Annotated in this window: 9 protein-coding genes; all 9 read right to left on the bottom strand. The window is 30.3% G+C overall.

Going from position 1 to position 13,514, the window contains the following annotated elements; all coding sequences use genetic code 11:
• Positions 1-4: 4 nt before the first annotated feature.
• The 9 genes from rpmB to glgB all read right to left on the bottom strand — a co-directional run bounded on the left by rpmB (position 5) and on the right by glgB (position 13,331).
• Positions 5-196, bottom strand: coding sequence for a 50S ribosomal protein L28 (rpmB, locus tag K292_RS0102525; protein ID WP_027398514.1), 192 nt, complete (start codon positions 194-196; stop codon positions 5-7).
• Between the two features lie 211 nt (positions 197-407).
• Positions 408-899 carry an anaerobic ribonucleoside-triphosphate reductase activating protein gene (gene nrdG, locus K292_RS0102520; protein WP_027398513.1) on the bottom strand — a complete coding sequence of 164 codons (492 nt, stop codon included), beginning with the start codon at positions 897-899 and terminating at the stop codon, positions 408-410.
• A complete protein-coding gene (locus K292_RS0102515) occupies positions 896-3,241 on the bottom strand; it encodes an anaerobic ribonucleoside triphosphate reductase (RefSeq protein ID WP_027398512.1) in 2,346 nt (781 codons plus the stop codon). Before K292_RS0102515 ends, nrdG begins: the two co-directional genes overlap by 4 nt.
• Before the next feature lie 150 nt (positions 3,242-3,391).
• Positions 3,392-5,203, bottom strand: a complete 1,812-nt coding sequence (locus tag K292_RS15700; protein WP_051280188.1) for a glycoside hydrolase family 13 protein — start codon at positions 5,201-5,203, stop codon at positions 3,392-3,394.
• Positions 5,196-7,631 (bottom strand): glycogen/starch/alpha-glucan phosphorylase, encoded by a 2,436-nt coding sequence (locus K292_RS0102505; protein ID WP_027398511.1) that lies wholly within the window; start codon positions 7,629-7,631, stop codon positions 5,196-5,198. The genes K292_RS15700 and K292_RS0102505 overlap by 8 nt, the downstream gene beginning before the upstream one ends.
• Positions 7,632-7,655: 24 nt before the next feature.
• Positions 7,656-9,077 (bottom strand): glycogen synthase GlgA, encoded by a 1,422-nt coding sequence (gene glgA / locus K292_RS0102500; RefSeq protein ID WP_027398510.1) that lies wholly within the window; start codon positions 9,075-9,077, stop codon positions 7,656-7,658.
• A gap of 9 nt (positions 9,078-9,086) precedes the next feature.
• Complete coding sequence (glgD, locus tag K292_RS0102495; RefSeq protein WP_051280186.1) at positions 9,087-10,217, bottom strand: glucose-1-phosphate adenylyltransferase subunit GlgD; 1,131 nt, start codon at positions 10,215-10,217, stop codon at positions 9,087-9,089.
• Between the two features lie 2 nt (positions 10,218-10,219).
• Positions 10,220-11,443 (bottom strand): glucose-1-phosphate adenylyltransferase, encoded by a 1,224-nt coding sequence (locus tag K292_RS0102490; protein ID WP_084145879.1) that lies wholly within the window; start codon positions 11,441-11,443, stop codon positions 10,220-10,222.
• Positions 11,427-13,331, bottom strand: coding sequence for a 1,4-alpha-glucan branching protein GlgB (gene glgB, locus K292_RS15695; protein WP_037372317.1), 1,905 nt, complete (start codon positions 13,329-13,331; stop codon positions 11,427-11,429). Before glgB ends, K292_RS0102490 begins: the two co-directional genes overlap by 17 nt.
• Between the last annotated feature and the right edge of the window lie 183 nt (positions 13,332-13,514).

Raw genomic sequence — 13,514 nt, 5'->3', positions numbered from 1 at the left:
TTAATTAGATAGCGCGGTTGATTTTATTAGATCTGATACATCTAGTACATACATTAATTCTTTTAACAGTTCCATTTTCTGAAACTCTTACAGATTGAATATTAGCATTCCACTTTCTTCTAGTGTGTCTGTTTGAGTGAGAAACATTGTTTCCAGAAACCTGACCTTTACCACAAATTTCACATTTTCTTGACATCTGCCGCACCTCCTTTTATTATCTAATGCTTTTTCGCAATTAATTTTCAATATTATTATTCCTATTTAAAGACGGGCTCAACTCCGTTAATTAAATTCGAACAATAGCCATTATAACATAAACAAAATATATTGTACAACATTTTTTTAGTATTTATAAAATTATTTTCTATTTTATTACAGTAAAAAAATTGGGAATTTATTCATAATACCTATATTGAATTATTTTGTCCCATCTTTATAATGCGTTGATTTTTACTTCCTCTGAATTCTAAAGTTAAATCTTTTTCTTCTAAAATAAATGGACCATCTATTAATATATCTATAATTCCCAATAAATTACTAATAGATTCATCATCTTTTGCCATTTCTTTCAACTGCTCAAACGTATAACCGGAATAAGCTACAATATTCAAGTCCCTTTCTTTTATTAAAAGTCCTAATTCATAAAAAGCTTTCGCTTGACAAAATGGCTCTCCTCCTGTAAAGGTTACACCTGATATAAGAGGATTCTTATCTATTTCATAAATTATTTTATTTATATCGCAGTCATATCCCAAATTAAAATCATGAGTTTGTTCATTATGACAGCCTTTGCAATGATGAGGACAACCTTGAGAAAAAACAGCAAACCTAATTCCCGGACCGTCAACAATAGATTCTCTTATAACGCCCGCAAGTCTTAATGTGGTTTCCTCACTCATATAATTTCATATCCTTCCGAAACATTATGCTTAACCCTTTGACTTTCTTCTGAACGTTTTGCATTATTAAATCTATCAACTGTACCTACTAAATATCCTGTAATCCTTCTAATTCGTTCAAAACCTAAGTCATCCTGGCCTTCTGTTCTATGACAATGGGGACATTCATTATCAATTATACCTGTATATCCACAAACTGGATCTCTGTCCACAGGATGATTGATAGAACCATATCCAATACCGCTTTCTTTCATACATCTTACTATACGTTCAAATGCATCAAGATTTTTACATGGATCTCCATCTAATTCCACATATGTAATATGTCCTGCATTTGTTAAATTATGATATGGTGCTTCAATCTTAATTTTATCAAATGCTGATATATTATAATAAACAGGCACATGAAATGAATTTGTATAATATTCTCTATCTGTAACACCTTCAATTATTCCATATTTTTCTTTATCTAATCTGACAAACCTTCCTGATAAACCTTCAGCTGGTGTTGCAAGCAAAGTATAGTTAAAACCTGTCTTTGCTGATTCTTCATCTAAACGTTTCCTCATAAATCCAACAATGTCAAGTCCAAGATTTCTTGCTTCAAGGCTTTCACCATGATGGCTACCAACAAGTGATTTCAAACATTCCGCAAGACCTATAAAGCCCATGGACAATGTTCCGTGTTTTAATATTTGGTCAACTGTATCATTAGGTCCTAGTTTATCAGAATCAAGCCAAATTCCCTGTCCCATTAAAAATGGATAATTTTTTACTTTCTTTGCAGCCTGTATCTTATATCTTTCCATAAGTTGATCTATCACTAAAGAAATCTTTCTGTCTAAGTCTTCAAAAAAGATGTCAATATTGCCGTTTGCTTTAATTGCTATTCTAGGTAGATTAATAGAAGTAAAACTTAAATTTCCTCTACCGCCCACAACTTGTCTGCTTGGATCATATACGTTTCCAATAACACGAGTTCTGCATCCCATATAAGCTACTTCTGTATCATGATTATTTGGATCATATAATTTTAAATTAAATGGTGCATCAATAAAGGAAAAATTAGGGAATAAACGTTTTGCTGAAACTCTGCAGGCAAGTTTAAATAAATCATAATTCGGATCCCCTGGATCATAACTTACTCCTTCTTTGACTTTAAAAATATGTATTGGGAAAATCGCTGTTTCACCATTACCAAGACCTGCTTCTGTGGCTAATAAAACACTTTCTGTAACCAATCTTCCTTCCGGAGATGTATCCATTCCATAATTTATTGAACTAAATGGAATTTGTGCTCCTGCTCTTGAATGCATAGTATTTAAATTATGTACTAATGCTTCCATAGCTTGATAAGTTGCGCGTTTTATTTCCTTATCAGCATATTCTTTACCAAAGCCTTGAACTTTTTCGATATCTTCTTCTGAAATGATTTCTTTTAAAGCATCTGCTTCTGCTTTTCTGTATTCTGAATCATCACCCATCTTTGGACAGAGTCCTGTTTCATTTTCTATTTTTTTCCCTATTTCTTTTGATTTTATTTCACCATTTTCAAGATTACAAAAAATATTCAAACATTTCCCCAAATTATTCCAATATAATTTTTTATATGTTTTTTTAACACCATTAGACATACCATAATCAAAATTCGGTATACTTTGACCTCCATGTTGATCGTTTTGATTCGACTGTATAGCAATACATGCCAAAGCTGCATAGCTTTGTATGTCATTAGGTTCTCTTAAAAATCCATGTCCTGTTGAAAATCCGCCCTTAAATAACTTTTCTAAATCTATTTGACAGCATGTTGTAGTAAGAGTTAAAAAATCTAAATCATGAATATGTATATCTCCTTCGATATGAGCTTTGGAATGCTCTGGATTTAATACAAACATTTCATAAAATTGTTTTGCACCTTCAGAACCATATTTAAGCATAGTTCCCATGGCAGTATCTCCATCAATATTTGCATTCTCTCTTTTTATATCATTATCCTGCGCTTCTTTGAAAGTAAGATCTTCATATACTTTCATCAATCTCGTATTCATTTCTCTTATTCTTGTACGTTCAGCTCGATATAAAATATATTCTTTAGCAGTTCTTGCATGACCATTTTCAATTAAAACTTTCTCTACAGCATCTTGAATTTGTTCAACAGTAGGACTTTCGGTATGTATTGTTCCAAAAATATAATCTTCTACTTTATTTGCCAAATCCAATGCCATATCAAAATCTTTTCCTCCGAGAACTTTTGCTGCTTTATAAATTGCAGTAGCAATTTTCTCTTTATCAAAATCAACACTTCGTCCGTCTCGTTTTATAATTTTTTTAATTTTGTCCACGGTTTAACCCCTCTCATTTTCAACGTTTTTAACAATATTTATTGCATGCCGCGCATTAACCACACCACATCTAGTATATCATGTATTTTTAATCATAAATCTCTTGCTTCATAATGTCAATAGTATATTTTATAAAAACATAGATCATTTTTACTTTGTAATATAAACAACTATTCCGGAGTTATTGCCGATAATAAAATTTTGTTTTCCGTCAAATTTAACTGAGCCGCATATAAAAAAATCTCTTAAAATTTCATTTTTTCTTAGTTCTAATTCAAGTAGAAAATCCTCATTTCCTGAATTTGTTAAAATTATAAGTCTTTGATTTTCTCCATTTCTGGAAAAAGAATAGATATTATCAGATGAGTATTCAGGGAAAAATTCTAATTTGCTTAATTTTGTTATATTACTTTTAAAAGCAAAAAGCTTTTTATAATATAAATAAATATCTTTATCTCTTTTTGAAGGTTCAAAACACCCTCGACAAAATGGATCTCTTCCACCCTGCATCCCTATTTCATCTCCATAGTAGATACAAGGAATACCTGGTAAAAATGCCCATAATAAAAGTGCTAAAAATAGTTTTTGACGGGCAGATTCATAATTTGCACTGTTTTTCAAAAACACAGTTAAAATTCTTTCTGTATCATGGGTACTTAATATATTCATTAGAGAATAGAATATATAATTAGGATAATTTTCCCAGAGAGATTCGACTGTATATGCCATTTTTCTACCATCTTTAGAATATAAAATAAAATCTAGAATAGCATCTTTTATAGGGTAATTCATAACACTGTCTAATTGTTTTCCCTGGAAATATCTTCTTCTTTTTCCGTAAGAAATTTTATTTGATGCATCCTCCCATACTTCACCAACTATAACGGCATTAGGATTTATTGATTTAACAGTAACACGAAGTTCATCTAAAAATTTGTCTGTGAGTTCATCAGCAACATCAAGTCTAAAGCCTGATATACCACATTTTAGCCAATATTTTACTACAGAATTTTCATCTCTGAGCATGTAGTTTAAATATGATTCTGTCTCCTGATTTACACTGGGAAGGGTATCAATTCCCCACCACGATTCATATTTATTGGGATATTCTATAAAATTATACCATTCATAATACTTAGATTCCTTACTTTGAAATGCTCCCAATTCTGAATATCTATTGTATTTATTAAAATATAAACTGTCACTTCCTGTATGATTAAAGACACCATCTAAAATAATCCTTATATTTAAATTAGAGGCTTTTGAGCATAAATACTTAAAATCCTCCAAAGTTCCTAAAATTGGGTCAATTTTCATATAATTTCCCGTATCATATCTATGATTAGAAAAACTTTGAAATATGGGATTTAAATAAATTACTGTAACTCCTAATTCTTTTAAATAATCAAGGTTTTCTATAATACCTATTATGTTACCTCCAAAAAAATCATTGTTTAATATAACTCCTTGATCATTTGGAGAAAAAATAGGAGTCCCACCCCAATCTTCTCGCAAAATATATGGTTTATTTTGTTTTGGAGGTATATACTTTTTACTTCTGGCGAACCTATCAGGAAAAATTTGATACATTAATCCTTCTTTCATCCATTCTAAATCAACATAATTATTTTCGCTATAAATTGTAAGCTGATTGATATCCGTTTTAAACCTGTCATTATTTTTACATATCACTTCAAAATAATAAAAATACAGACCACTTTCCTCAGCTTTCCAATGAAAGTAGTAATAATTTTCATTTTCAATTGTGTTATTCTTTAAATCTATTTTATTTTCTAAAATTCCATCAATTTCAATATTTTTTCCATTATCTAAAGACATAATAAGATAAGCCCTATCTATGGGCTTATCTTCTACACCTATTCTAAAGAATATATCAGTATTTACCGGTACTGCTCCGAATGGTTTTTTATAAAATAGATTTTTTGAATTATATTTAATCATTAATAGGTTTAATCCCCCAAATTTTATCTGCGTATTCTTTAATGCTTCTATCCGCAGAAAATATACCTGATTTCGCAATATTTGTAATGGACATTTGTCCCCATTTTGTTTTATTCTGATATGCTAATGAAACATCCTCTTGAGCCATTTTATAAGAATCAAAGTCTGCTAAAACAAAATATTGATCGGCATTACTGTTATATCCAGCTGTCAACGAATTAATAATATCTCCAAAAACTATACCATCAATTCCATCAGTCATAAGCTTTATTATATTAGCTATATATTTATTTTCATGGCAATATGCCCAGGGCCTGTATATTCCTGATTGAATAATTTTTTCTACTTCATCTACCAATAATCCAAATATAAAAATATTTTCATTTCCAACGGCATTTAATATTTCCACATTAGCACCATCCATAGTACCTAATGTAATAGCACCATTGATCATAAGTTTCATATTTCCCGTTCCAGAGGCTTCTTTACCTGCTAAGGAAATTTGCTCAGAAACATCAGCTGCCGGCATAATTAGTTCAGCTAATGAAACAGAATAGTTCTCCAAAAATACAATTTTTAAGCGATCTCTTACTACAGGGTCATCTTCAAGCATTTTAGATAAATGACAAGCTAAACTTATTATCTGTTTTGCCATATGATATCCTGCTGCAGCTTTTGCTCCGAATATAAAAGTTCTAGGATAAATATCTTTATTTGGATTTTCCTTTAATTGATTATATAAATCCATTATATGGAATAAATTCAATAACTGCCTTTTATATTCATGAAGCCTTTTAACTTGCACATCAAAAATAGAGTCTGGATTTACAATAATATTATTATGTTTTTTAATATAATCTGCTAGTCTGATTTTATTTTCCCTTTTTATTATACTTAATCTTTCTAAAACATTTGAATCTTCCTTATATTTCATGAGATTCTCAAGATTCATAGCATTATATTTAAATTCAGATCCACAAAGTTCTTCTATAAAATCAGATAACTTTGGATTAGCTTGACAAAGCCACCTTCGATATGCAATTCCATTTGTCACATTTGTAAATTTATCTGGAGTCAGTTTAACAAAACCATTAAATAATTTTTCCTTTATAATTTTGCTATGGAGTGCGGAAACACCATTTACTTTATGAGCTGCCGCAACACATAGATTTGCCATTTTCAGTTTTCCATCATAAATAATTGCCATTTCATTCCTTAGGGCTTCATTATTTGGAAATTCTCTCATGAGCATAACTGTATGTCTCCTGTTTATCTCAACAACAATAGAATGTAATCTAGGCAATAACTTGGCAAATAAGTCCTCTGGCCATTTTTCAAGAGCTTCAGACATAATTGTATGATTTGTATAAGTTATTGTTTTACAAACAATCTCCCATGCTTTATCCCACTCATATTCATATTCATCTAAAAAAATCCTCATTAGCTCAGGAATTGCCATGGTTGGATGTGTATCATTAATATGCACTCCTACTTTTTCATGAAAATTATCTAATGTTCCGAAACGAATCAAATGTCTTTTTACAAGAGCCTGCATAGACGCTGAAATAAAGAAATACTGCTGCATTATTCTAAGAGATTTGCCTTCAACATGTGCATCTTCAGGATAAAGAATTTTCGAAATTACTTCTGCAAAATGTTTTTCTTCCATAGATTTTAAATATTTTCCTTTTGCAAAAAGTTCCATATTTATACTAATTGGTGATGTGGATTTCCATAATCTGAGTGTGTTTACTACTTCGCTGCCATATCCTGTTATCAACATATCTTTTGGTATACCAATTACTGTAGTGTAATCCCTATGAATCAGTTTCATTTTTCCGTTTTCATCCCACACTTCTTCAAGTTTACCGCCAAAATGAACTTCTTCAGCTTCATCATATTTGGGAATCAGCCATATATCTCCTAAATTAAGCCAATCATCAGGCTCTTCAATTTGTTTGCAATCTTTTATTTTTTGTTTAAAAATACCATATTCATAACATATTGAAAATCCATGACCTGCCATACCACAAGTTGCAATGGCATCTAAATAGCAAGAAGCCAGTCTGCCCAAACCTCCATTTCCAAGTCCTGCATCAGGTTCCATTTCATATAAAGTTTCTATATTCTCTCCAAATTCATTTAATGCTTCTTTAAAAACATTTTCAATTTCCAAATTAAATATATTATTTTTTAAAGAAGTTCCTGGTAAAAATTCCATGGAAAGATAATAAATTTGTTTTTGTTTATGTGAATCAATCAAATCATGGTTTTTATTCCAAAGTTCTGACATAATATCTCTGACTACAAGACAAGTAGATTTATAAATTTGATGCTTAGTAGCAGATTTTGCTTCTCTTCCAAAATGATGTAGCAATTTTTCTTCAATTCGTTCTTTTATTTCATTAACAGTAAATTTATTTATCATGAACAAATCCTTCCTTTTTTATATTTAATAAATTTCTTCATACATACTCATATATTCTTTTGTGGACTGTTTCCACGAAAAATCTGATTTTAATGCATTTTTTATTAAAACATGCCAATTATCTTTATTCCAATAAAATTTAATTGCCCTTTTGACTGCACCTAATAAATCTTGTGAATTTATGCTTTTAAATGTAATGCCGTTTCCGATACCGTTTTCAGGGCTGAATGCAGAAATGCTATCCTTAAGACCTCCAGTTTCTCTTACTATAGGTATTGTTCCATATCTTAATGCAATCATTTGTGCTAAGCCACAAGGTTCACTTATGGATGGCATAAGAAAAAAATCTGATCCTGCATAAATTTTTGTGGCCAATTCTGAAGAAAAGCCTATTACAGTATTCATCCTATCTCCATAATCATAGGCTTTCTTTTTAAAGAAATCTTCATATTCTTTCATGCCTGTACCAAGTACAACAACTTGTATCTTTTCATTCATTAGTTCTTCAAAAATATTTATAATCATATCAATACCTTTATGCTCTACCATTCTACCGACTATTGCAAAAATTGGAATACTAGAGTCAATTTTCAGACCTAAATTTTTCTGTAAATCTTTCTTATTCATTTCTTTGTTTTTTGAATTGTTAATTGCATAATTTGCTGCTAAAGTTTTATCTTTCTCTGGATCGTAAAGTTTTGTATCAATACCATTTAAAATACCCTTTAATTTATACTGATTTTCTTTTATAATTTCTTCAAGACCTCTTCCGTAGAATGAATACGTTATTTCTTCCGCGTAAGTAGGACTTACTGTAGTTAACTTATCACAAGTTACAATAGCACCTTTCATAAAATTTATATCGTTATTGTAAGTTATTAGATTTCTGAATTCTTCTGATAATCCAAGAATATCGCTTAACAAATTTTTATCAAACCTGCCTTGATATTCGATATTATGGATTGTAAATACAGTTTTTATAGTGTTATAATTAGGATCATCTTTTAATAAAGTCTTTAAATAAACTGGTATTAATGCCGTTTGCCATTCATTGCAATGTAAAATTTCAGGTTTAAAGTCTAAGACTCCAAGTGAACTTAAAACAGCTTTTGAAAAATAAGCAAAACGTTCACCATCATCAAAATACCCATAATAATTATCTCTGTAAAAATAATACTCATTATCTAAGAAATAAAAAGTTACTCCATCATATTCAATTTCAAAAAGACCACAATAAATATTTCTCCATGCTAAATCGACACTAAAGTCTGAAATAAATTTCATATCTTTTATATATTTTTGTTTTATACTCTTATATAAAGGTAACATTACTCTGGCATCTATGCCTTGATCTTTTAATTCTCTTGGAAGACTGCCAATGACATCTCCTAATCCTCCGCTTTTTGCAAAGGGGTCTGCTTCTGTACTTAAAAATAAAATTCTCAAATTTTTCTCCTATACTATACTAAATTTTTCTATTACAACTGGATATGTATCGTGACCTGTTATATGTCTGTTTTCTCTAACCATAACATCTTTATCTAAAATAACATGATCTAGTATAACTGTTTTCATTATTTCAGCGTTCTGCATGATAATACTATTTTTTACAATTGCACCTTTTCCAATTTTTACACCTCTTGAAAGAATGGAATTTTCCACACTGCCTTCAATTTTACAACCATCAGAAATAATTGAATTTTTTACATGACACCCTTCTAAATAGATGGCCGGTACACTATCTTTTACTTTTGTATAAATTGGCTGCACAAAGGCATTTTTTCTGACATCTTCATTGAGCAAATTCATATTTGCCTGCATATATCCAGTTACACTGCTAATTTCAAAGATATGATTTTTACATTCATATCCTAGTATGTTTAACGTACTTGATAGCCTTTGAATTATATCACGGTAAAAATCATATCTACCATAAGACATGGCATCGGCTACCAAGGATTCTAATAATGATTTTTTTAAAACAATAACACCAATATCGCATGTAACATCTTGAGCATTAATATCATCATTATTAATAATTAGATCATGAATTCTTTCATCTTCGTCCATTTTCAATAGATTAACTCCTTGAGGTATAATATTGCATCCATTCATAGCTCTTGTATAAGCTACAGTAATATCTGCATTTCTTTCAATATGTGATTTTAAAATATCTTGAAAATTCATTTGACATAAAATGCTGCTTCCTGATATAACAATGTATTCAGCCATGGAGCGTCTTATTGAATGCATGTTACGAGAAAGAGCTTCAATTGTTCCCTTATATACTCCTGTTTCATTGGAACCAGGATTAGAAAAAGGAGATAAAATTCTAAGCCCCCCTCTTTTTCTCGTTAAATCCCATTCTTTTCCTGATCCTAAATGATCTACAAGTGAATGATAATTATTCCTTGTTAATATAAAAATATCATAAATAGCTGAATTAACATAATTTGATAGAATAAAATCAATAATTCTGTATTTACCTCCAAAAGGAAGTGATGCCAGAGTTCTTGTCTTTGTCATTTCTCTTAAATTTTCTCTTTCAGAATATGAAAAAATTAATCCCAGTACATTGCTCATCATAACTATGCCCCCTTTTCCAATATGCTTTTATCCACCATAACACCTGCCGGTACTATTGTGCCTTCTGTAATTATAAGTTCCTGTCCGATTACAGTAATTTCTCTTTTTTCATTATTTAAAATAGGCTTTTTATTTAATCCAATTTGTGAATTCTTTTCAATTACTACGTTAGAAGCTATGATAGAGTATTCTATAAGGCTCCCACTCTCAATTATTGTAGAAGGCATAATTATTGAATTGCTGACTATAACATCTTTTTCAATTATAACTCCAGGAAATATAATACTATTTTCCACTTCTCCGTCGATTTTACAGCCTTCAGAGATACTGGAATTATGTAACTTAGCATTTTCACCAATACATTGCGGTGGCAAAATGCCATTTCTTGAGTATATTTTCCATGGCGGATCATTTAGTTCAATAGGCACATTTGGATTTAAAAGATCCATGTTAGCTTCCCATAAGGATTCAACCGTACCAACGTCTTTCCAATAACCATTATACTCATAAGCATATAGATTTTGGCCTTCTTCCAACATAGCCGGTATTATATTTTTTCCAAAGTCGTTATCAGAGTTTTTATTACCCTCATCTTTTATTAAAAATTCTTTTAATTTATCCCAAGTAAAAATATACACTCCCATTGAAACTAAATTACTTTTTGGTTCTTTGGGTTTTTCTTCAAATTCATATATTTTTAAATTGTCATCAGCATTCATAACACCGAATCTGCTAGCTTCCTCTATAGGAACTTTCAATACAGCTATTGTACAATCAGCATTTTTTTCTTTATGATGCTTAAGCATAAGATCATAATTCATTTTATAAATGTGATCACCGGATAAAATTAACACATATTTAGGTCTGTACATTTCAATAAAATGTATATTTTGATATATTGCATTTGCAGTACCTTTGTACCATTCTCCTTCGCTGCCCTTTACATATGGAGGAAGAATTGAAACTCCTCCGTATAATCTATCTAAATCCCATGGCTGGCCATTACCTATGTATGCATTTAATTCCAATGGCTGATATTGAGTTAAAACACCAATTGTATCAATACCGGAATTAACACAATTCGATAATGGGAAATCAATAATTCTGTATTTACCTCCAAAAGGAACCGCAGGCTTGGCTACATTATTTGTTAGTACTCCCAATCTGCTTCCTTGACCTCCGGCCAAAAGCATTGCAATCATTTCTTTACTATTTGTCTGTATCATAATAATCATCTCCATTAATCCTTTTATAAAATACTGTTGATAAAGGCGGTAATATTATTTCTATAAAATTTCCTTTATCTTTATTTGACTTTTCCTTTGAAATTACAGTATTTATACCTATCCCCTCACCTCCGTAGTTTTTGTTATCTGAATTCATTATTAGTTTATATTTCCCAGCCAAAGCTACATTGACTTTATAAGCTATTTGTTTTAAAGGTGAAAAATTACATACAACGATTAATTCTTCTCCTTTTATATTAATTCTTTTAAATGATATAACATTATTTTTACTGTCATCAGGATCAATCCAACGAAATCCATCCCAGGAATCATCCATTTCCCATAAACAAGACTCTTTTAAATAAAAATGATTTAACTCTTTTGTAAATATTTTCATTTTTTTATGTTTTTCAAAATTTAAAATACCCCATTCTAGTTCTTCTTCATAATGCCATTCTTCAAATTGTGCAAATTCTCCTCCCATAAATAAAAGTTTTTTCCCTGGGTGTGCCATCATTAGTGCATAATATGCTCTTAAATTTGCAAATTTATTATCATACTCTCCAGTCATTTTATTTATAAGAGAGCCTTTCATATGAACAACTTCATCATGTGATAAAGGTAGAATAAAATTCTCTGAGAAAACATATGTAAGGCTAAAAGTCAACTTATTATGACCGCCCTTTCTAAAGAATGGATCTGTTTTCATATAACTTAATGTATCATTCATCCATCCCATATTCCATTTAAAATTAAAGCCTAAGCCGCCAATATCTACCGGCTTTGTAACCATTGGCCAAGCTGTGGATTCTTCTGCAATCATTAATATATTGGGGAAATTTGCAAATACAGCTTTATTTAAATCCTTAAGAAATTCAACAGCTTCTAAATTTTCTTTTCCACCATAAACATTAGGTCTCCATTTTCCGTAACCTTTATTGTAATCTAAATATAACATAGCTGCTACAGCATCTACCCTTAGTCCATCAACATGATATTTTTCAAGCCAGAACATAGCATTAGAAATAAGAAAACTTTTTACTTCATTTTTACCCCAATCAAAAATCATAGTTCCCCATTCTTCATGCTCTCTTTTTAGTGGATCTTCATATTCATAACAAGATGATCCATCAAATTCGAATAATCCGGCCCTATCTTTTGGAAAATGACCGGGGACCCAATCTAAAATAACACCAATTTCCTCTTTATGACATTTATCAATAAAATTCATAAAGCCTTCTGGATTTCCATACCTAGAAGTAGGTGCGTAGTATCCCATGATTTGATACCCCCATGAACCATCAAAAGGATATTCACAAACAGGCATTAATTCAATATGTGTATATCCCATATTCTTTACATAAGGTATAAGCTCATATGCTAGTTTATAATAATCAAAATAATTTCCATCTGGGTATTTTCTCCAAGATCCTAAATGAACTTCATATATATTAAGAGGTTTATTATATGGTGGAGTTTCTCTGCGTTTTTTAATCCATTTTTCATCTTTCCATACATAATTACTTATGTCATATGTCTTTGATGCAGTAGCAGGTCTTGTCTCCATATGAAAACCATAAGGATCTGCCTTAGCTATTTTTCTGCCTTTATAATCTTCAATTACATATTTATATCCTGTATATTCTTTAATATTTTCAATAAAAATTTCCCATATTCCCTTTTCATTGACTTTATTCATTAAATCTTTAGATTCATCCCATTCATTGAAACTGCCTATTATATATACATTCTTTGCTTTTGGAGCCCATACTCTAAAAATATACCCCTCCTCACCATTTTTAATGTAAGGATGGGCACCCATTACTTCATAAATCTTTGTTGCAGTACCTTGATGAAATAGTTCCAGTAACTCTAAGCTTTTGTTCATACCTTTTCTCCCCTGAATTTTGTTAATTTATTATCAAGAATCACATAAAATCTACGAATACCAATACTTGCATACTCAAAAATTCAATTTAATCTTATATTAATTCATATTTTTTAAAAGAGATTATTGCTTTTTAATATGATTATTTATTATAATAGCTATATTGGACTTATGAAACAAGAT

Source organism: Anaerovorax odorimutans DSM 5092 (assembly GCF_000426305.1).
Classification (GTDB): Bacteria; Bacillota; Clostridia; order Peptostreptococcales; family Anaerovoracaceae; genus Anaerovorax; species Anaerovorax odorimutans.
Note: the sequence above shows the minus strand (reverse complement) of the source record. Positions and strands in the feature narration are given on the sequence as shown.